The sequence below is a fragment of the Serratia sp. 121840015-1 genome, from assembly GCF_053627655.1.
In genome coordinates, this window is record NZ_JBSEYF010000002.1 from 333,714 (window position 1) to 359,893 (window position 26,180).

Consider the following 26,180-nt stretch of genomic DNA (forward strand, 5'->3'; position numbering starts at 1 on the left):
GTGGCAAAAGCGGCAAAACGGGCATTTGTGTGCAATGAGTGCGGGGCGGACTATCCGCGTTGGCAGGGGCAGTGCAGCGCCTGTCATGCCTGGAACACCATCACGGAAGTGCGTTTGGCCGCGTCGCCCGCAGCGGCGCGCAACGATCGCCTCAGCGGTTATGCCGGCGACGCCGGCGTCAGCAAGGTACAGAAGCTGTCGGAAATCAGCCTTGAGGCGCTGCCGCGCTTCACCACCGGCTTTCTCGAGTTCGACCGCGTGCTGGGCGGCGGCGTGGTGCCCGGCAGCGCCATTCTGATCGGCGGCAACCCCGGCGCCGGCAAGAGCACCCTGTTGCTGCAGGTGCTGTGCAAACTGTCCGAACAGATGAAAACCCTGTACGTCACCGGCGAGGAGTCGCTGCAGCAGGTGGCGATGCGCGCTCACCGTCTGGGGCTGCCGACCGGCGGCCTGAACATGCTGTCGGAAACCAGCATCGAGCAGATCTGCCTGATCGCCGAGCAGGAGCAGCCGAAGCTGATGGTGATCGACTCGATTCAGGTGATGCACATGGCGGACATTCAGTCTTCGCCGGGCAGCGTGGCGCAGGTGCGGGAAACCGCCGCCTATCTGACGCGCTTCGCCAAGACGCGCGGCGTGGCGATCGTCATGGTCGGCCACGTCACCAAAGACGGCTCGCTGGCCGGGCCGAAAGTGCTGGAACACTGTATCGACTGTTCGGTGCTGCTGGATGGCGACGCCGATTCCCGCTTCCGCACTCTGCGCAGCCACAAGAACCGCTTCGGCGCGGTCAACGAGCTGGGCGTGTTTGCCATGACCGAACAGGGGCTGCGCGAAGTCAGCAACCCTTCGGCGATCTTCCTTAGCCGCGGCGACGAAGTCACCTCCGGCAGCTCGGTGATGGTGGTGTGGGAAGGTACACGGCCGCTGCTGGTGGAGATTCAGGCGCTGGTGGATCACTCGATGATGTCCAACCCGCGCCGCGTGGCGGTGGGCCTGGAGCAGAACCGGTTGGCGATCCTGCTGGCGGTGCTGCACCGGCACGGCGGGCTGCAGATGTCGGATCAGGACGTGTTCGTCAACGTGGTCGGCGGGGTAAAGGTCAGCGAGACCAGCGCCGATCTGGCGCTGCTGATGTCGCTGGTTTCGAGCCTGCGCGATCGGCCGCTGCCGAACGATCTGGTGGTGTTCGGCGAAGTGGGGTTGGCGGGGGAGATTCGCCCGGTGCCGAGCGGCCAGGAGCGCATCTCCGAAGCGGCCAAGCACGGTTTCAAGCGTGCCATCGTGCCGCACGGCAACATGCCGAAGAAGCCGCCGGCCAACATGCAGGTGTTCGGGGTCAAGAAGCTGGCGGACGCGCTGGACGTGCTGGAAGAGTTTTATTAATGTCGCCGACGGCGAGAAAGATATGCTATTTTGTTTAGCATACTAAACGGAGGTGGCCATGCCGCAATTTGATTACCTGAAGACGTCCATTAAGCAAAAGGGCTGTACTTTGCAGCAGGTGGCGGATGCCAGCGGCATGACCAAAGGCTATCTCAGCCAGCTGTTGAACGACAAGATCAAAAGCCCGAGCGCGCAAAAGCTCGAGGCGCTGCACCGTTTTCTCGGGCTGGAGTTCCCGCGTAAAGAGGTTAAAGTCGGCGTGGTGTTTGGTAAATTTTACCCGCTGCACACCGGCCACATCTACCTGATCCAGCGCGCCTGCAGCCAGGTGGACGAGCTGCACGTTATCTTGTGCCATGACGAGCCGCGCGATCGCGAGCTGTTCGAGAACAGTTCGATGTCGCAACAGCCGACGGTCAGCGATCGCCTGCGCTGGCTGCTGCAGACCTTCAAGTACCAGAAAAACATCCATATCCACTCGTTCGACGAACAGGGCATCGAACCCTATCCGCACGGCTGGAACGTGTGGAGCGACGGCATGAAGGCCTTTATGGAACAGAAGGGCATCGTGCCGAGCTTCATCTATTCCAGCGAAGCGCAGGATGCGCCGCGCTACCGCGAGCATCTGGGCATCGAAACCATCTTGGTCGACCCCGAGCGTTCGTTCATGAACATCAGCGGCAATCAGATCCGCCAGGATCCGTTCCGCTATTGGGATTACATCCCGACCGAGGTGAAGCCGTTCTTCGTGCGCACCGTAGCGATCCTCGGCGGCGAATCGAGCGGCAAGTCGACGTTGGTCAACAAGTTGGCCAACATCTTCAACACCACCAGCGCCTGGGAATATGGCCGCGATTACGTGTTTTCGCACCTGGGCGGCGACGAGATGGCGCTGCAGTATTCCGACTACGACAAAATTGCCCTCGGGCAGGCGCAATACGTGGATTTCGCGGTCAAGTACGCCAACAAGGTGGCGTTTATCGATACCGATTTCGTGACTACGCAGGCGTTTTGCAAAAAGTACGAAGGGCGTGAACACCCCTTCGTGCAGGCGCTGATCGACGAATACCGTTTCGATCTGGTGATCCTGCTGGAAAACAACACGCCGTGGGTGGCGGACGGCCTGCGCAGCCTCGGCAGCACCGCCGATCGCCTGGCGTTCCAGCGCCTGCTGGAGGAGATGCTGCGCGCTAACAACATCGAGTACGTGCACGTTGAGTCCAGCGATTACGAAGAGCGTTTTCTGCGCTGCGTCGAGCTGGTGCAACAGCTGCTGGCGGCGGACGCCGGCCGGTTGAGCCCGCCCGCCCATCGTCACGCGGCAGGCTGAGTAAAATTAGCGTAATGTGCGATCGATGCGGCAGAAACGCCACCCAGGCGCACATTTAACGGCTTGTTTAAACATGGTTCATTCGACAGCGACTAAGTTAAGATTTTCTTTACAATAACGCTTAGAAGAAGACATGTCTTATCGCTTACTCGCTCTCTGGTTGGTCTGCTATGCCGCAGCCTGGACGCTGCTGACTGTTCATCTCGATCCTACCCTGCCTTACGACGCCGTCGAGGCGCTCAACTGGGGCCTCAACGGCGAGTGGGGCTCACCGAAAAATCCGTGGCTGGTCGGTGCGGCGATGCATCCGGCGATCTGGCTGTCGTGGCTGCCGCTGAACGTTTACTGGTATGGCGGGCACTTCATCGCCATCGCCATCGGCATGTTGGGCGTCTGGCTGTTGGCGCGGCGCCTGAGCGGCAGCACCTCGCTGGCCTGGATGGCGCTGCTGACGCTCAACCTGTCCGGCATCATCAATTTCGACATTATTCCCTACAACGACAACTACCTGTTGGTGATGCTGTGGCCGTGGATGGCGCTGTTCTTCCATATGGCGATCTCGCGTTCGGCCAACTGGTGGCCGGCCTTCGCGTTGGTGGCCGGTCTGGCGATGATGGCGAAATACTCGACCTTCGCCTTCGTCTATTTCGTGGCGCTGTCGACGCTGTTCGTACCGCAGGTCCGTCGCTGCTATCGGCAGCCGCAGTTCTATCTGGCGGTGGCGATCTGGCTGGCGTTGGTGTTGCCGAACGTGTTCTGGCTCTGGAACCACGACTTTGCCGCCTTCAAATGGGTGGATTCGCAGATCAAGATGCAGCTCAACCTCGACATGCTGCAGTCGCTGCTGCTGGTGTTCTATCCGTCGCTGGTGCTGTGGGCGATCCTGCGGCGCAGCGGGGCGGTGCTGGCCTGGCCATCGGCGTTGCCGATGCGAGTGCTGTTGTGGATCTATCTGTTGCCGCTCGGCATTATCACTTTCTGGTTCTCCTTCAACGTCGGCGGCCGGTTGACCGAGTGGCTGCAGCCGTTCTTTATGCTGGCGCCCGCGCTGCTGGTCGGCTGCGTGCGTCAGCCGCCGGTGCGTTCACTGCGCGCGGCGACCCTCGGGCTGATGTGCGCAGCGCTGGCGGTCTATTTGGGTTATGCCGCAGTGATGCTGGGCAACGTGCGCAACGCCGGCCAGAAAATGGTGGGTATCAAGGCGTTCAGCGCCGGTGTGGAGCGGCAGTGGCAGGAGCGGTATGGCGTCGATCTACGCTACGTTGGCGGCGAATACCTGTCGCAGTGGATGACGGTGTACGCCGGTTCCCGGCCGCAGACCATTACGCGCTGGTCCAATCATACGCGCCCGAATATCTACAACGTCAACATCAGCTATCCGCAGATTGCGCAGCACGGCGTCGCCCTGTTCGGCCGGTTGGGCGAAGACTGCGCGCACAGCGACTTCGGCGGTGAGTTGGCCCACTGGCCGAAGATGCGCCTCGATTGGCAGCAGACGCTGACGTTCCGCGCCGATCCGCATGTCGACGAGCAGACGCTGTGCGTCGGCTTCGTTCGTCCGCAGTAACGGCGGCGCAGGGCGCCGCCGCGATTCAGACTTAGTAAGCGATAACCAGCTTGCCTTGCATATGGCCGCCGAGCAACTGTCGATGCGCGGCGGTCAGCGTGTCTACCGACAGCCCGTGCAGGGTTTCGCTCAGCGTGGTGCTCAGCTTGCCTTCGTCCAGCAACTGCGCCATCTGCTGCAGGATCTTGCCTTGCTGCGCGATGTCCGGGGTGGTGAACATGCTGCGGGTGAACATGAATTCCCAGTGCAGCGCGGCGCTTTTCAGCTTCAGCGCGTTTTGATCCAACGGCTGCGCGTTCTCGACGATGGTGCAGATATGGCCCAGCGGCGCGACCAGCTCGGCCATCACCGGCCAGTGGCCGTCGGTATCGTTCAGGCACAGGATGTAATCCACCTGCTCGATGCCGTGCTGAGCCAGGTTGCCTTTCAGATCGCGGTAGTCCACCACCAGATCGGCGCCGCGTTCACGGCACCAGGCGGCGGATTCCGGCCTTGAGGCGGTGGCGATCACTTTCACCTTGCTGCGCAATGCGGCCAGCGGAATGGCCAGCGAGCCGACTCCGCCGGCGCCGCCGATGATCAACAGCGTCTTGTGCTCCGGCGCATTCTGAATGTTCAGGTGTTCGAACAGCGCCTCCCAGGCGGTGAGGGCGGTGAGCGGCAGGGCGGCGGACTCGGCCCAGTTCAGGCTGCGCGGCTTGTGCGCGGCGATGCGTGAGTCGATCAGCTGGTGGCTGCTGTTGCTGCCGGGGCGGGTGATGTCGCCGGCGTACCAGACTTCATCGCCGGGCTTGAAGCCGCTGACGCCGCTGCCCACGCCCACCACGATGCCGCTGGCGTCCCAGCCGAGAATGCGCGGCTGCTGCAGGCCGCTTTTCTGCAGACCGGCGTGCACTTTGGTGTCCACCGGGTTGACCGACACGGCTTTCACCTCCACCAGCAGATCGTACTGGCCGGGAACCGGCATCTCCGGTGAAATTTCGATGAAACCGGCGGGGTTCTGCGGGTCTACGGCAATGGCTTTTATCGACATGATTGTACTCCTTTCAAATGATGCCCCCAGTGTAGACCCGCGGCAGTGGGGTGATAAGATGGACAATATCTAACTGAGTGTTCGTTTAAGGTGAACAATGGAATTCAAACAGCTGCAGGACATGGCGCTGTTCGCGCTGGTGGCGGAGTGCGGCAGCTTCACCGCCGCCGCACAGCGCGTGGGATTGCCGAAATCCAGCGTCAGCCAGCGCATCAGCCAGCTCGAACAGACGCTGGGGCTGCGCTTGCTCAACCGCACCACGCGCCAGCTGAACCTGACCTTCGCCGGTGAGCGTTATCTGGAACATTGTCAGGCGATGATGTCCGCCGCCGAACGCGCCGATCTGGCGCTGCAGCGGCTGCGCGATAACCCGAGCGGCCGCCTGCGCATCTCGACGCCCGCCGGGCTGGGGGCGACCCTGGTGGCGCGGCTGGCGGCGGATTTTCAGCGCCAGTACCCGGACGTTTCGCTGGAGGTGTCGGTGTCCGATGCCATGGTGGATCTGGTACAGGAAGGCTTCGATGCCGCGTTGCGCACCGGCAAACCGCAGGATTCTTCGCTGATCGGTCGCCGTCTCGGGTATGCGCCGCGCTATCTGTTGGCGGCGCCGTCCTATCTGGCGCAGCATCCGCCGATCGAACACCCGCAGCAGCTGCAACAGCATCGCTGCATTGCCCACCGCGCCTGGACGGCCTGGAACCTGCGCTGTGGCGACGACTACTACCGTTGGCAGCTGCCGCTGGCGCACACCACCGACAACCTGCTGTATGCGCGTGAATGCGCTATCACCGGTGCGGGGATCACGCTGTTGCCGGCGTTTCTCAGCCGCGAGGTGGTGGCGCAGAAGCTGTTGGTGGAAGTCTTGCCGGCGTGGCGCGCGGAGGGTAATGAGCTGTATCTGGTCTACCCGAGCCGCAAGCTGAATTCCCCAGCGCTGGCCTGTTTTATCGATGTGGTGCTGCAGCACCCGGCGTTTGACGACTACGCGCGCGAGCTGGCGCGGGAATAAAAAAAGGCGCCGCATGCGGCGCCTGGGGGATTACTTGGCGATCTTCTTGTACTTGATGCGGTGCGGCTCGAGCGCGTCGGCGCCCAGCGTACGCTTCTTGTACTCTTCGTACTCGGTGAAGTTGCCTTCGAAGAATTCCACCTTGCCCTCGTCCTGGTAGTCCAGGATGTGGGTGGCGATACGGTCGAGGAACCAACGGTCGTGCGAGATCACCATGGCGCAGCCAGGGAATTCCAGCAGGGCGTTTTCCAACGCGCGCAGGGTTTCGATATCCAGGTCGTTGGTCGGTTCATCGAGCAGCAGCACGTTGCCGCCAACCTGCAGCAGCTTGGCCAGGTGCAGACGGCCACGCTCACCGCCGGACAGCTCGCCCACGCGTTTGCCCTGATCGACGCCCTTGAAGTTGAAGCGGCCGACATAGGCGCGGCTCGGCATCTCGGTGTTGCCGATGCGCATGATGTCCTGCCCGCCGGAGACTTCTTCCCACACGGTTTTCGAGCCGTCCATGCTGTCGCGGAACTGATCGACGGACGCCAGCTTGACGGTATCACCCAGCACGATGCTGCCGGAGTCAGGCTGTTCCTGACCGGACATCATGCGGAACAGCGTGGATTTACCCGCGCCGTTCGGGCCGATGATGCCGACGATTGCCCCTTTCGGCACAGAGAACGACAGGTCGTCGATCAGCAGGCGGTCGCCGTAGGACTTGCGCAGGTTGCTGACTTCGACCACTTTATCGCCCAGGCGTGCGCCAGGTGGAATGAACAGTTCGTTGGTTTCGTTGCGTTTCTGGTATTCGGTGTTGTTCAGCTCTTCGAAGCGGGCCAAACGGGCCTTGCCTTTGGACTGACGTCCTTTGGCACCCTGACGCACCCACTCCAGCTCTTTCTCGATCGACTTGCGACGAGCGGCTTCGGCGGAGGCTTCCTGCGCCAGACGCGCGTCTTTCTGCTCCAGCCAGGAAGAGTAGTTGCCTTCCCATGGAATGCCCTCGCCGCGGTCCAGTTCGAGGATCCAGCCGGCCACGTTATCCAGGAAGTAACGGTCGTGGGTGATTGCCACCACGGTGCCTTCGAAATCGTGCAGGAAGCGTTCCAGCCAGGCCACGGACTCGGCGTCCAGGTGGTTGGTCGGTTCGTCCAGCAGCAGCATGTCCGGTTTTTCGAGCAGCAGGCGGCACAGCGCTACGCGGCGACGCTCACCCCCGGACAGGTGGGCGATTTTGGCGTCCCAGTCCGGCAGGCGCAGCGCATCGGCGGCGCGTTCCAGTTGGGCGTTGAGGTTGTGACCGTCGTGCGCCTGAATGATCTCTTCCAGGCGGCCCTGTTCGGCGGCCAGCTTGTCGAAGTCTGCGCCTTCTTCCGCGTACAGCGCGTACACTTCGTCCAGGCGTTTCAGCGCGCCGACCACTTCTGCCAGCGCTTCTTCCACCGATTCACGCACGGTGTGTTCGAGGTTAAGCTGCGGCTCCTGCGGCAGGTAACCGATCTTGATGCCCGGCTGCGGGCGCGCTTCCCCTTCGATATCGGTATCGATGCCGGCCATGATGCGCAGCAGGGTGGACTTACCGGCGCCGTTCAGGCCCAGTACGCCGATTTTGGCCCCAGGGAAGAAGCTCAGGGAGATGTTTTTCAAAATATGACGCTTCGGCGGTACGACCTTGCCGACGCGGTGCATGGTATAGACGTATTGAGCCACGTTGCTCTAAGCCTCTCTATATCAGTATTTATAGGATGTCTGGCGGCATGAGTGTAGCCCGTTTCGATCTCGGATCCCAGACATCGCTCAGCGATCGCTAAGTATAACCGTTTATGCGCCGATAAAGGCGCATATTGGTGGCTTATGGCGTGACGACGATCGCGACGCGGCGGTTTTCCGCGCGGCCGCTGGAGGTGCGGTTGTCGGCAACGGGATCGCGCTTGCCCATGCCGCGGGTTTCGATATTGGCGCGCGGAATGCCGACGCTGGCCAGCAGATCGGCCACCGCATCGGCGCGGCGCAGCGAGAGTTGGTCGTTATAGCTGTCTTCACCGTAGTTGTCGGTATGGCCGTCCAGGCGGAACTTGGTGATGCCGACGCTCAGCAACGCACGGCCCATCTTCTGCACCGTCTCGGTGCTTTCCGGGTTCAGCTTGCCGATGTTGTTGCCGAACAGCACTTTATCCGACAGGCCAAACTCCCAGCCGTTGTCAGTCAGCTTGAAGCCCTGCGATTGCAGCAGCGCAACCTGCTCGGGCGTCAGGCCCTGCGGCTTGCTCTGGCAGCCGGCGAGCGCCAGCAGGGCGACGAACACCATCGTCAGCAGTGAAAAACGACCTTTAAACAGTTGCTGTATCATAGTCAAAATCCCTAGTTCAAGTGTTATAGCCGGGGCTCTTATTTATGTATAGCCAGCCGCCAGCCTCCGTTATAACGATGCTTTGCCTGATACATCGCATCGTCAGCTTCGTGCAAAAGACCCTGAGGCGTCGAGGCGTGATCAGGGTACAGCGCAATACCGATACTCAGAGAGGTAATGACCGCCTCGTCGTTCGGCAAAATGACCGGTTGCGTCATGCAGTCGATGATGTTGTCAGCGATCTGCAGGACATCTTCCGTGCCGTGTACCGGCGCCAGCAGCACGGCGAATTCATCCCCGCCCAGACGCGCGACCAGATCGGTCTCGCGCAGCTGCGCGCGAATGCGTCCGGCAATGGTGGTCAGCACCGCATCGCCTGCGGCGTGGCCGTAACTGTCGTTCACTTCCTTGAAGCGATCGCCGTCGATAAACAGCACCGCCAATTTTGCCGGCGGCTCGATATCGCCCAGGGCGCGGCTCAGCCGCCCTTCGAAGAAGGCGCGATTCGGCAAGCCGGTCAGGCTGTCGTGCGTCGCCCGGTGGGCCAGCGAGTCGTTCTCCTGCTTCAGGTGGGCCTGCCAGGCCTCCAGCTCGTCGAGCAAACCGTTGAAATCGTTGCTGAGCTCATGCAGCTCGGCGATCGGCGCCGACGGCACCCGCAGGCCGAAGGTGCGATCGCGGCGCACCGCGTGCGCCACGTTGGCAATGTCGTCCAGCGAACTGACGATGCCGACCAGCATGCGGCGCGACAACACCAGGGCGCACAAGGTACTGAGCACCAGGCAGGCGATCATGCCGACCATGCCGCGCAACAGGAAACGCAGCAGGCTGCCGCCGTTGCCGCTCAGCCAGACCTGGCCGACCTGCTTGCCCTCGTGGGTGATGGGCAGGATGACCGGTTCGGGCAGCGCCCAGTGCGCGACGATCTGCTCCAGGCCGTGCAGCGGCCCATCGGTGGGATGGCGCCAGTTGGCCAGCATCTTGCCGTTGTTGTCGAGGATCCGCGCGTCCGATACTTCTTCGTTGGAGGCGATCAGCATCAGCGCCTCGCGCGCGGCGGTGCGGTCTTCAAACACCACGGCGGCCTCGACGGTATAACTGATGGAGCGCGCGATCAGGTGCAGGTTGTGGTTGGCATAGGCGCGCAGTGCAAACAGCGCCACCAGCGTCAAAAAGATGCCGGCGGTGCCGACGGCGATCAGCGCCAGCCCAAGATGCACCCGCTGCAGCACTCGGCCCAGCGTCGGGCGCGCATTGCCGGAGCGGTTTTTACGCAACAGCCTCATAGCGGCGGCGCCTGTTTGCGTGCCAGCTGCAGCACGTTGGGGTGGACGCGCACGCCGCTGCGCGCCAGGGCGTCCAGGTTGACCTTGAAGCTGGCCTGATCCCCATCGATCTGCAGGCAAAATGCGCTGCCGGCGGAGCATTCGCTATCGTTCTCGCTGATGCTGAGAATGGAGTTGCCGGAAATGCGCTGCATGAAATTTTGTCTCTGCGCGGCGGTGATGTTCCCTAAGTAGATAACATCGCAGCCGGTACTCAGCGTTGGGCTGTCGAACGGCACGCGCTCGGCTTTAATCGGACGCGGGGCGCTGAGCAGGATCGGATCGAACAACCCTTCGGCATACTGGGTGGGTGCGGTCACGCACAACCGGATCGGATTGGGTTCACGCGACCAGCGGGCGTAGCTGATGATGCCGACCACCACGGTCGTTACGGCGTGCGTGCGCTTTTGATAGGGATCATCGGCGGCGCGCGCAGGCCCGGGCAACGTCAGCAGCACCAACAAAACGATCAGCAACAGGCGACCGATATTCAGGCGTGCGGCATGGAAGCCCGGCACGGGGCTTTTTGCGCAACGCATCGCTATCGCGGTCTTACTTGCCATTTTCACCCGCCATTCCGGCCTGATCCACCGCCCGCAGGCCGTGGCCTGACAAGGAAAAATCCGGCCCGCTTGAAGGGACAATCGTTTTGCTGAAAGCTGTCAGTCGCACTGCCTAATGAACACTATCTAACCCATAATTGGCGCGGATTGTATTATAAGATGTCTTCGTTGGGCGCTTTATGTGCTGTTTTCTCGGAATTATCCTACTTATTTTTGATAGTATAAAAATGCCTACCCGGGTTTGCCACCGCTTTTCTGCAAAGTTGGCGCGTTTGGCCAGCTGTCAGGCGATTTGCGCAACGACTGCGTCATTTCGAAAATGTAATAATGTGATAGCTAATAATTAAAAAAGTATTTTACTTCTCCAATAAGCACCGGGGCGGCTAATAAAAATCCGGTGGCTGGAAATATCCCGCCGGCCTGATTTGTCAGCCAAAGTAAACGTTTTTTACCTGGCTCCCGTCATGGCGATACACTTCTTCTTCTACAGTATTGAATGGATAAGCGATTGCGCTGTCTATGGTAGATATCTGCGTCCGGGCCGTGCGCCCGGCTTTATTTTGTCCCGCGGCGCCGTGGCGCGGCGGTCACCGGGGAGCTGGGCGGCTCCTGCGGTATAACCAGTGAGGAAAGAGCGAGGATGGTCAAGGTGGACAAGCGACGGCTGTTGGCGATGGGGCTGTGCCTGACGGCGTTTTCCGGCGCGGCGCTGGCGGATTCTCTGGATGCGCAACGTCAGCGTTACCAGCAGATCAAACAGGCGTGGGACGGCAATCAGATGGACGTGGTGGCGCAGCTGATGCCGACGCTGCGCGATTACCCGCTTTATCCTTACCTGGAATACCGCGAGTTGACGCAGGATCTGAGTCAGGCGGGGTTCTCCGAGGTGAACGACTTTATCAAACGCAACCCGACGCTGCCGCCGGCGAAATCACTGGCGCCGCGCTTCGTCAATGAGCTGGCGCGTCGCGAAGACTGGCGCACCCTGTTGGCCTTCAGCCCGCAGCCGCCCAAACCGGTGGCGGCGCGCTGCAACTATTACTACGCCAAGTGGGCCACCGGCGATCAGCAGGCGGCCTGGAGCGGCGCCGACGAACTGTGGCTGAACGGCAAAACGCTGCCGAGCGCCTGCGATCGGCTGTTCAGCGTCTGGCGCGGCGCGGGCAAGCAGACGCCGCTCGATATTCTGGCGCGCATGAAGCTGGCGCTGAAAGAGGGCAACAGTTCACTGGTCAGCAACCTCTACAGCCAACTGCCGGCCGACTACCAGACCATGGGCAACGCCCTGGTGCGCTTGCAAAACGATCCGACCACCGTGGAAGCCTTCGCCCGCAGCGTGGGGCCGACCGACTTTACCCGCGCCGCCACCGGCATCGCCTTTGAGCGCCTGGCGCGGCAGGATGTGGAAAACGCGCGGGCGATGATCCCGACGCTTGCGCGGCTGCAGAAAATGAGCGACGACGAGCGGCTGGGGCTGGAAGAGGCGGTGGCCTGGCGCCTGATGGGCAACGATGCCACCTTTGAACAGGCGCAGTGGCGCGATCAGGTGATCCTGCGCAGCCGTTCGCCTTCGCTGCTGGAGCGCCGGGTGCGCATGGCGCTGGGTAACGGCGATCGGCAGGGCGTGGCGACCTGGCTGGCGCGCCTGCCGGAAGAGTCGCGCAACAAGGATGAGTGGCGCTACTGGCGCGCCAGTCAACTGATGGACGAAGGGAAACGCGCCGAAGGCGAGGAGATATTGCGTAACCTGATGACCGAACGCGGCTTCTATCCGATGGTGGCGGCGCAGAAGCTGAACGCCACTTATCCGGTGATGGTGGCGGTGGCGGCCAAGCCGCGCGCGTCGCTGACCGACGGGCCGGAAGTCGCCCGGGTGCGCGAGCTGATGTACTGGAATATGGACAACCTGGCCCGCAGCGAGTGGGGCTCCTACGTCGCCAGCCGCAGCCGGCCGGAACAAGAGGCGCTGGCGCGTTACGCCTTTGAGCAAAAATGGGCCGATCTGAGCGTGCAGGCGACCATCGTCGGCAAGCTGTGGGATCACCTGGAGGAACGCTTCCCGGTCGCCTGGCCGCAGGAGTTCCGCCGCGCCACCGATGATAAGGGGATCACCACCAGCTATGCGATGGCGATAGCGCGTCAGGAGAGCGCCTGGAATCCGAAGGCACAGTCGCCGGTTGGCGCTTCCGGCCTGATGCAGGTGATGCCGCGCACCGCGCAGCATACGGTGCAGATGTTCAACATCCCCGGTTACGTCGGCCCGAGCCAGCTGTTCGATCCGCAGACCAACATCACCATCGGCACCAGCTATCTGGAGTCGGTCTATCAGCAGTTCGGCCGCAACCGCATCCTGTCGACCGCCGCCTATAACGCCGGGCCGTCGCGGGTGAACACCTGGCTGGGCAACAGCGCAGGGCGGATAGATCCGGTAGCGTTCATCGAAAGCATTCCGTTTTCGGAAACCCGCGGCTACGTCAAGAACGTGCTGGCCTATGACGCGTTTTATCGCTATCTGACGCACCGGCCGGCCAAGGTGCTGACCGACGCCGAGTGGCAGAGACGTTATTGATTTTGACGGCCCTATGGTATGCTGCTGTACTAGTTAAATAGTATGGTGGCTGCCATGACGCAATTATCGTTAAACGACCCCGCTCTTTCAGAACAAGGCAATGAGGATTGGCTGCGCTTCGTCGCGCTGCTGCAGAATTCGTTTGCGCAAGAACTGCATCAACCGCTGCTGCAGCTGATGCTGACGCCGGACGAGCGCACCGCGCTGGGCACTCGGGTGCGGATCATTCAGGAACTGATGCGCGGCGAGATGAGCCAGCGTGAGCTGAAAAATGAACTGGGCGCGGGGATTGCCACCATCACCCGCGGATCGAACAGCCTGAAAGCGGCTTCACCGGCGCTGAAACAGTGGCTTGAGCAGCAGTTGCTGCACGACGCGCCCTAACAGGCTCGGGGTTATTGCTGATAGATGGCGTTGTGGAACGGCACCAGCGCCAGCAGCAGTGCCTGATGATAGACGCTGGTGCGGCTCAGCCGGCCGTCGGTGAAGACGCCGATGGCGCCGCCCTGACGCTTCACCTCGGGGTTGCCGGTGATTGCCGCCATTTCGCTGCCCAATTCGCGACCGTCGCGAATACCTTGTAAGATGACTTCCGGCAGCATTAGGCTCGCCGAGCGGGATTCGCCGCGGATGTGCGGGTTCTCGATGGTCATCCAGGCGAAGGTCATATTCTCTTCAATCCCGGCTTCTACGCCGACCCAAAAATCGGCCTCGGGCCTGACCTGGCGCGCTTCCATGACGCGTTGGCGTGAGCCGGTGCGCGTTTCGTGATTGCCTATCGGCTGCAGCGAGACGCCGCTGGCGACGTCGACGGCTTCAATGCGATAGTGGCCCGCGCCGAAGACGTCGTCGAAGGCCAGTTGAATAGCCTTGATCTTTGCCGGGTTGGTAGTTGCAGCGACAACATGGTACATAACGGGTTTGATATCCTTCTGGCCGATACGCCGGGCAGCGGCAAAAGCGCCGCCGGGCCGGGGATAAACGCAAATTTCACGCAGTATAACGGAAAACAAAAATGTTACAGGTATACCTCGTTCGCCATGGCGAAACGGAATGGAACGCGGCTCGCCGCATCCAGGGTCAGTCCGACAGCCCGTTAACCGCCATGGGTGAACACCAGGCCCGTCTGGTCGCCAGGCGCGTCAGCAAAGAAGGCATTACGCATATCATTACCAGCGATCTGGGGCGCACACGCCGCACCGCGCAGATCATCGCCGAAGCCTGTGGCTGCGAAGTGATTTGCGATCCGCGTTTGCGTGAGCTGCACATGGGGGTTCTGGAAGAACGCCTGATCGACAGTTTGACGCCGCAGGAAGAGCAGTGGCGCAAACAGATGGTCGATGGTACTCCTGACGGCCGTATCCCTCAAGGCGAATCCATGGAGGAGCTGGGCGAGCGCATGCGCGCTGCGCTGGAGAGCTGCCTGATGCTGCCGGAAGGCAGCAAGCCGCTGCTCGTCAGCCATGGCATCGCGTTGGGGTGTTTGATCAGTACGGTGCTCGGGCTGCCGGCCTATGCGGAACGTCGCCTGCGCTTGCGCAACTGCTCACTGTCGCGCGTCGATCACCAGCAGAGCCCGTGGCTGGCTTCCGGCTGGATCGTGGAAACGGCGGGCGATGTCACGCATCTGGACATGCCCGCGTTGGACGAACTGCAGCGTTAACGTCGAATCGGGATCAGGTAATCGCACTTGATCTCGATAGGCGCCTGATGCGGACGGCGCTCGCCTTTCGGATAGAAACGCTCGATGTCGTGCCCCTTGCGGCGCGTCAGCTGGAGCGCCGGCAGGCAGGTGCCGTACACCGTCAGGATGAAGTCTTGCAGCCCCTCGGTGGGCCCTTCGTAGCTGAACATCGCAAATTCCCCGCCCGGCAACACCAGCGGCTGGCCTTCCTGTACTTTGTCAGGCACCTGATCCGGCTCCAGCGCCGTGGTGTACAGCACTTCCTGTTCGTCGTCCTTCTCCTGGCTCGGGCGCGAGTGATGCAGCCCGTACAACACCGGCGGCAGGGTATCGACGTCACCGAGGAACTGGCGCCAGAACTGCGAGCGCAGTTCGGTGCGCACGGTGGTGATCTGTTCCAGCGTACAGGAGTAGCTTTGGGTCAGGCCAACCAGATGCTTATCCGGCAACGAAACGAATTCCGGCTGCGGCAGGGTGAAGGCCCCCAGACGGATCGGCGGACAGATGCCGAACGCGTTCCAGTCTTCGGCGCGGCGGTACAGCGCCGGCGTTTGCGCAAACTGTTTTTTGAAGGCGCGGGTGAAGGTCTGCTGCGAGTCGAAACGGTATTGCAGGGCGATATCCAAAATCGGCCGGCCGGTCAGACGCAGCGCGACGGCGGCTTTGGACAGCCTCCTTGCCCGGATGTAAGCACCGATGGCGTTACCGGTAATATCTTTGAACATCCGTTGCAGATGCCATTTGGAGTAGCCAGCCTTGGCCGCCACGTTATCCAGCGACAAGGGTTGGTCCAAATGGCTTTCCAGCCAGCTAAGCAGATCACGAATGATACCGGCTTGATCCATAGATCTTCCTCGTAAAGCTTGGGGGTAGGAACCCGAACTGTTGATTCGTCACGCTGGTGCTGCGCTATCAGACCGATCCATGAGCCATTATGCGTTGCACTCTTTGCCTCTGCTGCGCATGCCGCGCCAGAGTTGGATTGGGGTACACCGTAGTGGGCGCAAAGAAATAACGACGCCGCATCATAGCAATTTTTTTACTCCGCGACTCTCAAAGATTTTTGTCACGCTCTGTGCTAAAACGGACGGTGCGGACCCGTAAAAAACCGATTCCGTGAGCTTAGACATAAATAATGGCGATCGCCGAACCTATTTTTGCGGCAAGGTTATATCGGAGTTAAGTAAATGAAAAAAGGCTGGATATTTTTATTCGGTTTGGTTTGCGCAACCGTTGGCAGCGCGCAGGCGGAGCAGGTAGGTTCCGTTGATACGGTGTTTAAATTGTTGGGGCCAGACCACAAAATCGTGGTGGAAGCGTTCGACGATCCGGATGTTAAAAATGTAACTTGTTATATCAGCCGCGCCAAAACGGGCGGCATCAAAGGCGGCCTGGGGCTGGCGGAAGACACCGCCGACGCGGCCATTTCTTGCCAGCAGGTGGGGCCTATCGAGCTGAGCGACAAGATCAAAAACGGCAAGGCGGAAGGCGATGTGGTATTCCAGAAACGCACCTCGCTGGTGTTCAAGAAGCTGCAGGTGGTGCGCTTCTACGACGCCAAGCGCAATTCGCTGATTTACCTCAGCTACTCCGACAAGGTGATCGACGGCTCGCCGAAGAACGCGCTGAGTGCGGTGCCGATCATGCCGTGGGCCGAGACGAAATAAAAAAACGGGGTTCAGCATGCTGAACCCCGTTTTCATGACGGCAGGCCGGAATTACTCTTCCAGATCGCCGCAGAAGCGGTAGCCTTCGCCGTGAATGGTGGCGATGATTTCCGGCGTGTCCGGCGTCGATTCGAAGTGTTTGCGAATGCGACGGATGGTGACGTCCACGGTACGGTCATGCGGCTTCAGCTCGCGGCCGGTCATTTTCTTCAGCAGTTCGCCACGGGACTGGATCTTGCCCGGGTTTTCGCAGAAGTGCAGCATGGCGCGGAATTCGCTGCGCGGCAGCTTGTACTGTTCGCCGGCCGGGCTGATCAGCGAGCGGCTGTTGATGTCCAGCTCCCAACCGTTGAACTTGTAGCTCTCGACCAGGCGGCGCTCTTCGCCCAGGCTGCCCAGGTTCATGGTGCGCGACAGCAGGTTGCGTGCGCGGATGGTCAGCTCACGCGGGTTGAACGGTTTGGTGATGTAATCGTCGGCGCCGATTTCCAGGCCGAGGATTTTATCCACTTCGTTATCGCGACCGGTCAGGAACATCAAGGCGACGCTGGCCTGTTCGCGCAGTTCGCGCGCCAACAGCAGGCCATTTTTGCCTGGCAGGTTGATGTCCATGATGACCAGATTGATATCATTTTCAGACAGGATATTGTGCATCTCTGCACCATCATTGGCTTCATGAACAATGTAGCCTTCCGCCTCGAAAATGCTCTTCAGGGTGTTACGAGTGACTAACTCGTCTTCGACAATCAGAATGTGCGGGGTCTGCATATTTGCTACCTAAAATTGCCAACAAAATAGAAAATCGGAAGTACAGAAGTCTCTGTTTTCTTAGAGGAGGGCAGAGATAGCGCCACGTTCCCTCTCAGCAAATGACTAAAGTACGTAAACTCGTTCTTGATGCACTTTCCATCTCATGTCAACAAGATCGCTAGCCTGGTGGGGATGCTGTTCCCTACAACCCCTTGGGGTGCCAAATCGGCGCATATCCTAACCCCATTAACAGCAATATAACAGCGCGTGCCGAATTCATCACCCAACAAAACTACGCTTTGTTGACATATATCAAATTCAATTGTAGCACGTTAACAGATTTGTGAAAAACACTTACAGAAATGCCAGTTTAAGTCACAGAACCTCAAATTCTGTGAACGATTCAGCATTATCCGGCCCGATAGGATACAATTATTCGCTTATTGATCATCGTCTTGTTTTAACTCATTGATAAATAAATGCAGTAAAACATAAGCACGAATAATGACTATTACGACGGGTTTATTAGCTCAACGAGCCGTTTAATCTTGTTTGTTGCTATTAACGCGTTTATTGTTACGCAATTGTAAATATAAGCGGGCGCTGCGCCACCGTCAAAAACGCAGGCCCGCCTTCGGTGGAAGAGTGATGCAGCTTCATATTGTTTTAGTGGCTCCGGCGCGGCCGGAAAACGTTGGCGCGGCGGCGCGCGCGATGAAAACCATGGGCTTCACGTCGTTGCGCATCGTCGACAGCGAGGCGCACCTGCAGCCGGCGGCGCGCTGGGTGGCACACGGGGCCGGCGAGATCCTCGACGGCGTGCAAACGTTCGCCACGCTGGAGCAGGCGCTGGCGGACGTGGATTTCACCGTCGCCACTACCGCCCGCAGCCGCGCGCGCTTTCACTACTACTGCACGCCGCCTGAGCTGCTGGAGCAGTTGAGCGAGCGCCGGCAATGGGTCGGCCAGGCCGCGCTGGTGTTCGGTCGCGAGGATTCCGGCCTGACCAACGAGGAGCTGGCGCTGGCGGATTTGCTGACAGGGGTGCCGATGCAGGCGGACTATCCGTCGCTTAATCTGGGGCAAGCGGTGATGGTGTACTGCTACCAGTTGGCGAGCTTGATGGGCGTCAGCACGCCGCAGGAAACGGCGGCGTCGGAAGGGCAGCTCAAGGCGCTGCGCCACCGCGCCGATGCCCTGTTGAACGCATTGGAGGTCGGCGACGACCAAAAATTGCGCGACTGGCTGCACCAGCGGCTCGGCGTGCTGCAACAGCGAGATACGGCGATGTTGCATACGTTGCTGCACGACATCGAAAAAAAACTCGCCAAGTGATAGCGGCTTCATCAAGCAGTTACCCAGCGTAATCAACTGGTAAATAGGCTTTAATTTGTTTTTTTGTTCTGTCGTTTTGCTTTTCACCTGTTGCATCGCGCATTACCGCCGCTGAACGGAAAATAAGCAAAAAAAAGAAATCGTTTGACTTGGGATAGCGATTGCTTTAACCAATAGAGGGGACAGAGTATTTCATGAGACAGACAGACAACATGCGCAATATCAGCCTGAATACCACAATTATTACCACCACCGATACCACAGGTAACGGGGCGGGCTGACGCGCACAGGAAACACAGAAAAAAGCCCGCACCTAATCAGTGCGGGCTTTTTTTTCGGCTTAAATTCGGAGAGATCACACATGCGAGTGCTGAAATTTGGCGGAACCTCGGTGGCGAATGCAGAACGTTTTCTGCGCGTTGCCGACATCATGGAGAGTAACGCGCGTCAGGGACAGGTAGCCACGGTCTTGTCCGCCCCCGCAAAGATCACCAACCATCTGGTGGCGATGATCGACAAAACGGTGGCAGGCCAGGACATTCTGCCGAATATCAGCGACGCCGAGCGGATCTTTGCCGATCTGCTGAGCGGCCTGGCGCAGGCGCTGCCGGGTTTTGAATACGACAGGCTGAAGGGCGTGGTCGATCAGGAGTTCGCGCAGCTCAAGCAGGTGCTGCACGGCGTTGCGCTGCTGGGGCAGTGCCCGGACAGCGTGAACGCGGCTATTATCTGCCGCGGCGAAAAGCTCTCCATCGCCATCATGGAAGGGGTATTCCGCGCCAAGGGCTACCCGGTCACGGTGATCAACCCGGTGGAGAAACTGCTGGCGCAGGGCCACTACCTGGAGTCCACCGTGGACATCGCCGAGTCCACGTTGCGCATCGCCGCGGCGGCGATCCCGGCCGACCACATCGTGCTGATGGCCGGTTTCACCGCCGGTAACGACAAGGGCGAGCTGGTGGTGCTGGGCCGCAACGGCTCCGACTATTCCGCCGCCGTGCTGGCCGCCTGCCTGCGCGCCGACTGTTGCGAAATCTGGACCGACGTCGACGGCGTGTATACCTGCGATCCGCGCACCGTGCCGGACGCCAGGCTGCTGAAATCGATGTCGTACCAGGAGGCGATGGAGCTCTCCTACTTCGGCGCCAAAGTGCTGCACCCTCGCACCATCACGCCGATTGCCCAGTTCCAAATCCCTTGCCTGATTAAAAACACTTCCAACCCGCAGGCCCCCGGCACGCTGATCGGCAAAGACAGCACCGATGACGCGATGCCGGTGAAAGGCATCACCAACCTGAACAACATGGCGATGATCAACGTCTCCGGCCCGGGCATGAAAGGCATGGTCGGCATGGCCGCGCGGGTGTTCGCCGTGATGTCGCGCGCCGGCATTTCGGTGGTGCTGATCACCCAATCCTCTTCCGAATACAGCATCAGCTTCTGCGTGCCGCAGGGCGAACTGCAGCGCGCCCGCCGCGCGCTGGAGGAGGAGTTCTATCTGGAGTTGAAAGACGGCGTGCTGGATCCGCTGGACGTCATGGAACGCCTGGCGATCATCTCGGTGGTCGGCGACGGCATGCGCACCCTGCGTGGCATCTCCGCGCGCTTCTTCTCCGCGCTGGCGCGCGCCAACATCAATATCGTCGCCATCGCCCAGGGCTCTTCCGAGCGTTCAATTTCGGTCGTGGTCAGCAATGATTCCGCCACCACCGGCGTGCGCGTCAGCCACCAGATGCTGTTCAACACCGATCAGGTGATCGAAGTGTTCGTCATCGGCGTCGGCGGCGTCGGCGGGGCGCTGATTGAGCAGATCTACCGCCAGCAGCCGTGGCTGAAGCAAAAACATATCGACCTGCGGGTGTGCGGCATCGCCAACTCGCGCGTGATGCTGACCAACGTGCACGGCATCGCGCTGGACAGCTGGCGCGACGAGCTGGCCGGCGCGCAGGAGCCGTTCAATCTCGGCCGCCTGATCCGGCTGGTGAAGGAGTATCACCTGCTGAACCCGGTGATCGTCGACTGTACCTCCAGCCAGGCGGTGGCCGATCAGTATGTGGACTTCCTGGCGGACGGTTTCCACGTGGTGACGCCGAACAAAAAGGCCAACACCTCGTCGATGAACTATTATCAGCAACTGCGTGCGGCCGCCGCCGGTTCGCACCGCAAGTTCCTCTATGACACCAACGTCGGCGCCGGTTTACCGGTGATTGAGAACCTGCAAAACCTGCTGAACGCCGGCGATGAGCTGGTGCGCTTCTCCGGCATCCTGTCCGGTTCGCTGTCCTTTATCTTCGGCAAGCTGGACGAAGGGCTGTCGCTGTCGGCGGCGACCCTGCAGGCCCGGGCCAACGGCTACACCGAGCCGGATCCGCGCGACGATCTGTCCGGTATGGACGTGGCGCGCAAGCTGCTGATCCTGGCGCGCGAGGCCGGTTACAAGCTGGAGCTGAGCGATATCGAGGTCGAGCCGGTGCTGCCGCCGTCCTTCGACGCATCGGGCGACGTGGATCAGTTCCTGGCGCGGCTGCCGGAGCTGGATAAAGAGTTCGCGCGCAACGTGGCCAACGCCGCCGAGCAAGGCAAGGTGCTGCGCTATGTCGGCCTGATCGACGAAGGGCGCTGCAAGGTGCGCATCGAGGCGGTGGACGGCAACGATCCGTTGTATAAAGTGAAGAACGGCGAGAACGCGCTGGCCTTCTACAGCCGCTACTATCAGCCGCTGCCGCTGGTGCTGCGCGGCTACGGCGCCGGTAACGATGTGACCGCAGCGGGCGTGTTCGCCGATCTGCTGCGCACACTGTCATGGAAGTTGGGAGTTTAATATGGTTAAGGTGTATGCACCGGCCTCGATCGGTAACGTCAGCGTCGGTTTCGATGTGTTGGGCGCGGCGGTTTCGCCGATCGACGGCACGCTGCTGGGCGACTGCGTCAGCGTCGAAGCCGCCGAGACGTTCAGTCTGCAAAATGCTGGGCGCTTCGTCAGCAAGCTGCCGGCCGAGCCGAAAGAGAACATCGTTTATCAATGCTGGGAGCGTTTCTGCCAGGAGATCGGCCGCGAAGTGCCGGTGGCGATGCGGTTGGAAAAGAACATGCCGATCGGTTCGGGGCTGGGCTCCAGCGCCTGTTCGGTGGTCGCCGGGCTGATGGCGATGAACGAGTTCTGCGATCGGCCGCTGGATAAGACGACGCTGCTCGGCCTGATGGGCGAGCTGGAAGGCCGCATTTCCGGCAGCGTGCATTACGACAACGTGGCGCCTTGCTATCTGGGCGGTCTGCAGCTGATGCTGGAAGAAGAAGGCATCATCAGCCAGGAGGTGCCGTGCTTCGACGATTGGCTGTGGGTCATGGCCTATCCGGGCATCAAGGTCTCCACCGCCGAAGCGCGCGCCATTTTACCCGCGCAATACCGTCGTCAGGATTGCATCAGCCACGGCCGCTATCTGGCCGGCTTTATCCATGCCTGCCACACCCGTCAGCCGCAGCTGGCCGCCAAATTGATGCAGGACGTGATCGCCGAACCGTACCGCACCCGGCTGCTGCCGGGCTTCGCCGAAGCGCGCAAGGCGGCGCAGGAGATCGGCGCGCTGGCCTGCGGCATCTCCGGTTCCGGCCCGACGCTGTTCGCCGTCTGCAACGACGGCGCCACCGCGCAACGCATGGCCGCCTGGCTGCAACAACACTATCTGCAAAACGACGAAGGTTTTGTTCATATTTGCCGTCTGGATACCGCAGGCGCTCGACTACTGGGATAACGCATGAAACTGTACAACCTTAAGGATCACAACGAGCAGGTCAGCTTCGCGCAGGCGATCAAACAAGGCTTGGGCAAGCAGCAGGGGCTGTTCTTCCCGCTGGAGCTGCCGGAGTTCGAACTGACCGAGATCGACCAGCTGCTGGAGCAGGACTTTGTCACCCGCAGCAGCCGCATTCTGTCGGCCTTTATCGGCGAAGAGGTACCGGAAGCGGCGCTGAAGAAACGCGTGCAGGCCGCCTTTGAGTTCCCGGCGCCGGTGGCGAAAGTGACTGACGACGTCTCCTGCCTGGAGCTGTTCCACGGCCCGACGCTGGCGTTCAAAGACTTCGGCGGCCGCTTTATGGCGCAGATGCTGGCGGAAGTGGCCGGCGATCAGCCGGTGACCATTTTGACCGCCACCTCCGGCGATACCGGCGCCGCCGTGGCGCACGCCTTCTACGGCCTGAAAAACGTCCGGGTGGTGATCCTCTATCCGCAGGGCAAAATCAGTCCGCTGCAGGAGAAGCTGTTCTGTACCCTGGGCGGCAACATTCACACCGTAGCGATCGACGGCGACTTCGATGCTTGCCAGGCGCTGGTGAAGCAGGCGTTCGACGATCAAGAATTGAAAGACGCGTTGCACCTGAACTCGGCTAACTCGATCAACATCAGCCGCTTGCTGGCGCAGATCTGCTACTACTTCGAAGCGGTGGCGCAGCTGCCGCAGGAAGCGCGCAATCAGCTGGTGATTTCGGTGCCGAGCGGCAACTTCGGCGATCTGACCGCCGGGCTGCTGGCCAAGTCGCTGGGCCTGCCGGTGAAGCGCTTTATTGCCGCCACCAACGCCAACGACACCGTGCCGCGCTTCCTGACCAGCGGCCAGTGGCAGCCGCACGCCACGGTCGCGACGCTGTCCAACGCCATGGACGTCAGCCAGCCAAACAACTGGCCGCGCGTGGAAGAGCTGTTCCGTCGTAAGGTCTGGCAGCTGAAAGAGCTGGGCCACGCGGCGGTCAGCGATGAGACCACCAAGGAAACGATGCGTGAACTGGCCGAGCTGGGTTATATCTCAGAACCGCACGCAGCCATTGCCTATCGCGCGCTGCGCGATCAGCTGCAGGAAGGGGAGTTCGGTCTGTTCCTCGGCACGGCGCATCCGGCCAAGTTTAAAGAGAGCGTAGAAGCGATCCTCGGCCAGGAACTGCCGTTGCCGAAAGCGCTGGCGCTGCGGGCCGATCTGCCGCTGCTGTCGCACACGCTGCCGGCCGGCTTTGCCGAACTGCGCAAATTCCTGATGGCGCTGCCGGCCTGAAGTTCGGCAGGCTAGAATGCGAAAAGCCGTCTTGCGACGGCTTTTTTTATGCCTGCTCCGGGCGTTTGAATACCAGTTCATTGCCCTGCGAGGCGGCTTCGTCGAAGGCGTAGCCTTCCAGGTTGAAGTCCACCAGCTGCTCGCTGCGCGTCAGGCGGTTCTTGATGATAAAGCGGCTCATCAACCCGCGCGCTTTCTTGGCGTAGAAGCTGATGACCTTGTACTTGCCGTTCTTCTCGTCGAGGAACACCGGTTTGATCAGCGCGCCGTGCAGTTTGGCCGGCTTCACCGCCTTGAAATACTCGTCGGAAGCCAGGTTGACCACCACGTCGTCGCCCTGCTGCTCCAGCGCTTCGTTGAGTTTCTGGGTGATTTGATCGCCCCAGAAGCTGTACAGATCTTTGCCTTTCGGGTTTTCCAGCTTGATGCCCATCTCCAGCCGGTACGGCATCATCAGATCGAGCGGGCGCAGCACGCCATACAGACCGGACAGCATACGCAGATGCTGCTGGGCAAAGTCGAAATCGGCCTCGTTGAAATCCTGCGCCTGCAGGCCGGTGTAAACGTCGCCCTTGAACGCCAGCAGCGCCTGACGGGCATTGTCTGGGGTAAATTTGGGCTGCCACTCGCTAAAGCGCGCGGCGTTCAGCCCGGCCAGCTTGTCGCTGATGCTCATCAGGCTGGCGATTTGCGCCGGCGTCAGCTCGCGGCAAATTTTGATAAGCCGCTGAGACTTGTCCAGCAGTTCGGGCTGCGTGAAACGTTCTGTCGCCAGCGGGCTGTCGTAATCGAGAGTTTTTGCAGGGGAAATAATAACGAGCATGGCCAGATCCTGTTTATCCAAGTGCGGATACTGTAGCAAAAAGCGCAGGAAAAAGGGGCAATCGGTCCAATAGGCCGGGGCGCGCACCGCACGCGCCCCGGAAAACTCAGCGCGGTGGTTGATTACCGTCCCACACGCCCGGCTCCAGCTGCGACTTCAGCTCCGGATAACGGTTGGCGTCGAAGGTCGGCAGCTTGCCCAGGCGGCGTTGGCGATGGTAGTCGTCGGCCAGCTTCAGCGCCACCCGCGACAGCAGCAGGATGGCCGTCAGGTTGGTGATGGCCATCAGCGCCATGGAGGTATCCGCCATTTTCCACACCAGCGGCAGCTCCGCCAGCGCGCCGAACATCACCATGCCCAACGCCACGCAGCGGAAAATGATCAGGCCGCCCGGATGGTTGTGCTCGAGGAACACCAGGTTGCTCTCGGCATAGGCGTAGTTGGCGATGATCGAGGTAAAGGCGAAGAAAAAGATGGCGATGGCGACGAACGGCGCCCCCCAACTGCCGACGGCGGTCGACAGCGCGCGCTGGGTCAGATCGATGCCGCTGATGCTGTCGGTCGGCTGATCGAGAATGCCGGAGGAGAGGATGATCGCCGCGGTGGCGCTGCAGATGACGATGGTATCGATAAATACCCCGAGCATTTGCACGTAGCCTTGCGAAGCCGGATGCGGCGGATAAGGCGAGGCGGACGCCGCCGCATTGGGCGCCGAACCCATGCCGGCTTCGTTGGAGAACAGGCCGCGCTGCACGCCCTGGGTCATCGCCTGGGAGATGCCGTAACCGACGGCGCCGGCCGCGGCTTCCTGCAGGCCGAAGGCGCTTTTGAAGATCAGCGCCAGGATCGCCGGCATGTGTTCGATGTTATGGCCAATCACCCAGAGGGCCAACAGCAGGTAGGCGCCCGCCATCAGCGGCACCACCAGTTCGGCCACTTTGGCAATGGAGCGAATGCCGCCGAAGATTACCACGCCGCTCAACACCACCAGGCCGATGCCGACGTGCAGCGGCTGCAAATGGAAGGCGACGGCGGAGGCCTGGGCTATGGAGTTGGCCTGCACGGCGTTGAATACCAGGCCGAACGCGATGATCAGGAAGATGGAGAACAGCACGCCCATCCAGCGCATGCCGAGGCCCTTTTCCATGTAATAGGCCGGGCCGCCGCGGTAGTTGCCGCTATCGTCTTTGGTTTTGTAGAGCTGCGCCAGCGAGCTTTCCACAAAGGAGGTGGCCATGCCGATAAACGCCACCACCCACATCCAGAAGATGGCACCGGGGCCGCCGGCGGTCAGGGCGATGGCGACGCCGGTCAGGTTGCCGGTGCCGACGCGCGCCGCCAGCGTGGTACACAGCGCCTGGAAAGAGGAGATGCCGGCGCTGTCGCTTTTATTGCTGTTTTTCAACACCGAGAACATGTGGCTGAAGTGGCGGAGCTGGATAAAGCGGGTGCGCAACGTGAAGTAGATGCCGGTGCCGAGCAGCAGATAAATCAGCACCGACCCCCACAAAATATTGTTTATAAAGTTCATCAGGTCCGTCAAGGGATCCCTCCTCTTATCGAAATTTAATGCGCACCTTGCAGCATCCACCGCAGGTGAAAAACATTGGCCTATTTTTTACAAGAGCTTAGCTGGAATTGGTCCGGCGTCAGTCGATTAAGATTTTTCGCAGATTAGCGGACGAATTGCATCAATTTTTTCGAATTTAACATAATTTATTCGGACAATAGCACGTTATTGCCTTTCCATCCGCTC

Annotated in this window: 23 protein-coding genes and 1 other annotated feature; of the genes, 13 read left to right on the forward strand and 10 right to left on the reverse strand. The window is 60.6% G+C overall.

From position 1 onward, the window contains the following. The 3 genes from radA to ACUXAC_RS15025 all read left to right on the forward strand — a co-directional run bounded on the left by radA (window position 1) and on the right by ACUXAC_RS15025 (window position 4,283). Entirely contained in the window at window positions 1–1,386 is a 1,386-nt protein-coding gene (gene radA / locus ACUXAC_RS15015; protein WP_025159617.1) for a DNA repair protein RadA, read from the forward strand. A gap of 58 nt (window positions 1,387–1,444) precedes the next feature. Beyond that, complete coding sequence (nadR, locus tag ACUXAC_RS15020; protein ID WP_089186831.1) at window positions 1,445–2,716, forward strand: multifunctional transcriptional regulator/nicotinamide-nucleotide adenylyltransferase/ribosylnicotinamide kinase NadR; 1,272 nt, start codon at window positions 1,445–1,447, stop codon at window positions 2,714–2,716. 133 nt (window positions 2,717–2,849) lie between these two features. Beyond that, on the forward strand, window positions 2,850–4,283 hold the full coding sequence (locus tag ACUXAC_RS15025) for a glycosyltransferase family 39 protein (RefSeq protein ID WP_421115336.1): 1,434 nt from the start codon (window positions 2,850–2,852) through the stop codon (window positions 4,281–4,283). Between the two features lie 31 nt (window positions 4,284–4,314). Here the strand turns inward: ACUXAC_RS15025 and ACUXAC_RS15030 are convergent, their stop codons facing one another. Then, the gene (locus tag ACUXAC_RS15030) at window positions 4,315–5,316 is read right to left on the reverse strand and encodes a zinc-binding alcohol dehydrogenase family protein (protein WP_060422335.1); all 1,002 of its coding nucleotides are present in this window, start codon (window positions 5,314–5,316) and stop codon (window positions 4,315–4,317) included. A gap of 97 nt (window positions 5,317–5,413) precedes the next feature. Here ACUXAC_RS15030 and ACUXAC_RS15035 point away from each other — a divergent pair, with 97 nt between their 5' ends. Continuing rightward, window positions 5,414–6,325 carry a LysR family transcriptional regulator gene (locus ACUXAC_RS15035; protein WP_084826868.1) on the forward strand — a complete coding sequence of 304 codons (912 nt, stop codon included), beginning with the start codon at window positions 5,414–5,416 and terminating at the stop codon, window positions 6,323–6,325. A 30-nt stretch (window positions 6,326–6,355) separates the two neighbouring features. Here ACUXAC_RS15035 and ettA read toward each other — a convergent pair whose 3' ends face one another. The 4 genes from ettA to ACUXAC_RS15055 form a co-directional block, all read right to left on the reverse strand. Further along, a complete protein-coding gene (gene ettA / locus ACUXAC_RS15040; protein ID WP_025159620.1) occupies window positions 6,356–8,023 on the reverse strand; it encodes an energy-dependent translational throttle protein EttA in 1,668 nt (555 codons plus the stop codon). Window positions 8,024–8,165: 142 nt separating this feature from the next. Beyond that, on the reverse strand, window positions 8,166–8,663 hold the full coding sequence (locus tag ACUXAC_RS15045) for an OmpA family protein (protein ID WP_019455003.1): 498 nt from the start codon (window positions 8,661–8,663) through the stop codon (window positions 8,166–8,168). A 38-nt stretch (window positions 8,664–8,701) separates the two neighbouring features. Beyond that, on the reverse strand, window positions 8,702–9,949 hold the full coding sequence (locus ACUXAC_RS15050; protein ID WP_038878524.1) for a diguanylate cyclase domain-containing protein: 1,248 nt from the start codon (window positions 9,947–9,949) through the stop codon (window positions 8,702–8,704). Next, window positions 9,946–10,551 carry a YfiR family protein gene (locus tag ACUXAC_RS15055; RefSeq protein WP_060422355.1) on the reverse strand — a complete coding sequence of 202 codons (606 nt, stop codon included), beginning with the start codon at window positions 10,549–10,551 and terminating at the stop codon, window positions 9,946–9,948. The genes ACUXAC_RS15050 and ACUXAC_RS15055 overlap by 4 nt, the downstream gene beginning before the upstream one ends. 640 nt (window positions 10,552–11,191) lie before the next feature. On the opposite strand from ACUXAC_RS15055, the gene sltY reads away from it, so the two are divergent. Next, the gene (gene sltY / locus ACUXAC_RS15060; RefSeq protein WP_387443087.1) at window positions 11,192–13,120 is read left to right on the forward strand and encodes a murein transglycosylase; all 1,929 of its coding nucleotides are present in this window, start codon (window positions 11,192–11,194) and stop codon (window positions 13,118–13,120) included. Window positions 13,121–13,174: 54 nt separating this feature from the next. Further along, window positions 13,175–13,504 carry a trp operon repressor gene (trpR, locus tag ACUXAC_RS15065; RefSeq protein WP_016929152.1) on the forward strand — a complete coding sequence of 110 codons (330 nt, stop codon included), beginning with the start codon at window positions 13,175–13,177 and terminating at the stop codon, window positions 13,502–13,504. 11 nt (window positions 13,505–13,515) lie between these two features. On the opposite strand, the gene yjjX is transcribed toward trpR, so the two are convergent. Further along, on the reverse strand, window positions 13,516–14,034 hold the full coding sequence (gene yjjX / locus ACUXAC_RS15070) for an inosine/xanthosine triphosphatase (RefSeq protein WP_060422361.1): 519 nt from the start codon (window positions 14,032–14,034) through the stop codon (window positions 13,516–13,518). Window positions 14,035–14,135: 101 nt separating this feature from the next. On the opposite strand from yjjX, the gene gpmB reads away from it, so the two are divergent. Next, complete coding sequence (gene gpmB / locus ACUXAC_RS15075) at window positions 14,136–14,783, forward strand: 2,3-diphosphoglycerate-dependent phosphoglycerate mutase GpmB (RefSeq protein ID WP_038878534.1); 648 nt, start codon at window positions 14,136–14,138, stop codon at window positions 14,781–14,783. On the opposite strand, the gene robA is transcribed toward gpmB, so the two are convergent. Continuing rightward, window positions 14,780–15,649, reverse strand: coding sequence for an MDR efflux pump AcrAB transcriptional activator RobA (gene robA, locus ACUXAC_RS15080; protein ID WP_038878537.1), 870 nt, complete (start codon window positions 15,647–15,649; stop codon window positions 14,780–14,782). The two genes, gpmB and robA, sit on opposite strands and share 4 nt — an antisense overlap. A 342-nt stretch (window positions 15,650–15,991) precedes the next feature. Between robA and creA the strand changes: the two genes are divergently transcribed. Then, entirely contained in the window at window positions 15,992–16,471 is a 480-nt protein-coding gene (creA, locus tag ACUXAC_RS15085; RefSeq protein WP_038878540.1) for a protein CreA, read from the forward strand. A 51-nt stretch (window positions 16,472–16,522) separates the two neighbouring features. On the opposite strand, the gene arcA is transcribed toward creA, so the two are convergent. Then, entirely contained in the window at window positions 16,523–17,239 is a 717-nt protein-coding gene (gene arcA, locus ACUXAC_RS15090; RefSeq protein WP_004933003.1) for a two-component system response regulator ArcA, read from the reverse strand. Window positions 17,240–17,869: 630 nt separating this feature from the next. Here arcA and ACUXAC_RS15095 point away from each other — a divergent pair. The 5 genes from ACUXAC_RS15095 to thrC all read left to right on the forward strand — a co-directional run bounded on the left by ACUXAC_RS15095 (window position 17,870) and on the right by thrC (window position 23,601). Next, window positions 17,870–18,556: a tRNA/rRNA methyltransferase gene (locus tag ACUXAC_RS15095; protein ID WP_387443095.1), complete on the forward strand. Its 687-nt coding sequence runs from the start codon at window positions 17,870–17,872 to the stop codon at window positions 18,554–18,556. Window positions 18,557–18,768: 212 nt separating this feature from the next. Beyond that, window positions 18,769–18,837: a thr operon leader peptide gene (thrL, locus tag ACUXAC_RS15100; RefSeq protein WP_071998276.1), complete on the forward strand. Its 69-nt coding sequence runs from the start codon at window positions 18,769–18,771 to the stop codon at window positions 18,835–18,837. Further along, window positions 18,776–18,893, forward strand: a sequence feature (Thr leader region). It overlaps the preceding gene by 62 nt. A gap of 24 nt (window positions 18,894–18,917) precedes the next feature. Next, a complete protein-coding gene (thrA, locus tag ACUXAC_RS15105) occupies window positions 18,918–21,377 on the forward strand; it encodes a bifunctional aspartate kinase/homoserine dehydrogenase I (RefSeq protein WP_180548107.1) in 2,460 nt (819 codons plus the stop codon). Window position 21,378: 1 nt separating this feature from the next. Continuing rightward, a complete protein-coding gene (gene thrB / locus ACUXAC_RS15110; protein ID WP_004932993.1) occupies window positions 21,379–22,308 on the forward strand; it encodes a homoserine kinase in 930 nt (309 codons plus the stop codon). 3 nt (window positions 22,309–22,311) lie between these two features. After that, entirely contained in the window at window positions 22,312–23,601 is a 1,290-nt protein-coding gene (thrC, locus tag ACUXAC_RS15115) for a threonine synthase (RefSeq protein ID WP_319856729.1), read from the forward strand. Between the two features lie 46 nt (window positions 23,602–23,647). Here thrC and yaaA read toward each other — a convergent pair whose 3' ends face one another. Both yaaA and ACUXAC_RS15125 read right to left on the reverse strand, forming a co-directional pair. After that, entirely contained in the window at window positions 23,648–24,424 is a 777-nt protein-coding gene (yaaA, locus tag ACUXAC_RS15120; RefSeq protein WP_060440926.1) for a peroxide stress protein YaaA, read from the reverse strand. A gap of 106 nt (window positions 24,425–24,530) precedes the next feature. Then, window positions 24,531–25,967, reverse strand: a complete 1,437-nt coding sequence (locus ACUXAC_RS15125; RefSeq protein ID WP_319856727.1) for an alanine/glycine:cation symporter family protein — start codon at window positions 25,965–25,967, stop codon at window positions 24,531–24,533. Between the last annotated feature and the right edge of the window lie 213 nt (window positions 25,968–26,180).

Coding starts and splice junctions, on each gene's coding strand:
- nadR (WP_089186831.1), top strand. CDS start 1,445: ATGCCGCAATTTGATTACCTGAAGACGTCCATTAAGCAAAAGGGCTGT.
- ACUXAC_RS15025 (WP_421115336.1), top strand. CDS start 2,850: ATGTCTTATCGCTTACTCGCTCTCTGGTTGGTCTGCTATGCCGCAGCC.
- ACUXAC_RS15030 (WP_060422335.1), bottom strand. CDS start 5,316: ATGTCGATAAAAGCCATTGCCGTAGACCCGCAGAACCCCGCCGGTTTC.
- ACUXAC_RS15035 (WP_084826868.1), top strand. CDS start 5,414: ATGGAATTCAAACAGCTGCAGGACATGGCGCTGTTCGCGCTGGTGGCG.
- ACUXAC_RS15045 (WP_019455003.1), bottom strand. CDS start 8,663: ATGATACAGCAACTGTTTAAAGGTCGTTTTTCACTGCTGACGATGGTG.
- ACUXAC_RS15050 (WP_038878524.1), bottom strand. CDS start 9,949: ATGAGGCTGTTGCGTAAAAACCGCTCCGGCAATGCGCGCCCGACGCTG.
- ACUXAC_RS15055 (WP_060422355.1), bottom strand. CDS start 10,551: ATGGCAAGTAAGACCGCGATAGCGATGCGTTGCGCAAAAAGCCCCGTG.
- sltY (WP_387443087.1), top strand. CDS start 11,192: ATGGTCAAGGTGGACAAGCGACGGCTGTTGGCGATGGGGCTGTGCCTG.
- trpR (WP_016929152.1), top strand. CDS start 13,175: ATGACGCAATTATCGTTAAACGACCCCGCTCTTTCAGAACAAGGCAAT.
- yjjX (WP_060422361.1), bottom strand. CDS start 14,034: ATGTACCATGTTGTCGCTGCAACTACCAACCCGGCAAAGATCAAGGCT.
- gpmB (WP_038878534.1), top strand. CDS start 14,136: ATGTTACAGGTATACCTCGTTCGCCATGGCGAAACGGAATGGAACGCG.
- robA (WP_038878537.1), bottom strand. CDS start 15,649: ATGGATCAAGCCGGTATCATTCGTGATCTGCTTAGCTGGCTGGAAAGC.
- creA (WP_038878540.1), top strand. CDS start 15,992: ATGAAAAAAGGCTGGATATTTTTATTCGGTTTGGTTTGCGCAACCGTT.
- arcA (WP_004933003.1), bottom strand. CDS start 17,239: ATGCAGACCCCGCACATTCTGATTGTCGAAGACGAGTTAGTCACTCGT.
- ACUXAC_RS15095 (WP_387443095.1), top strand. CDS start 17,870: ATGCAGCTTCATATTGTTTTAGTGGCTCCGGCGCGGCCGGAAAACGTT.
- thrA (WP_180548107.1), top strand. CDS start 18,918: ATGCGAGTGCTGAAATTTGGCGGAACCTCGGTGGCGAATGCAGAACGT.
- thrB (WP_004932993.1), top strand. CDS start 21,379: ATGGTTAAGGTGTATGCACCGGCCTCGATCGGTAACGTCAGCGTCGGT.
- thrC (WP_319856729.1), top strand. CDS start 22,312: ATGAAACTGTACAACCTTAAGGATCACAACGAGCAGGTCAGCTTCGCG.
- yaaA (WP_060440926.1), bottom strand. CDS start 24,424: ATGCTCGTTATTATTTCCCCTGCAAAAACTCTCGATTACGACAGCCCG.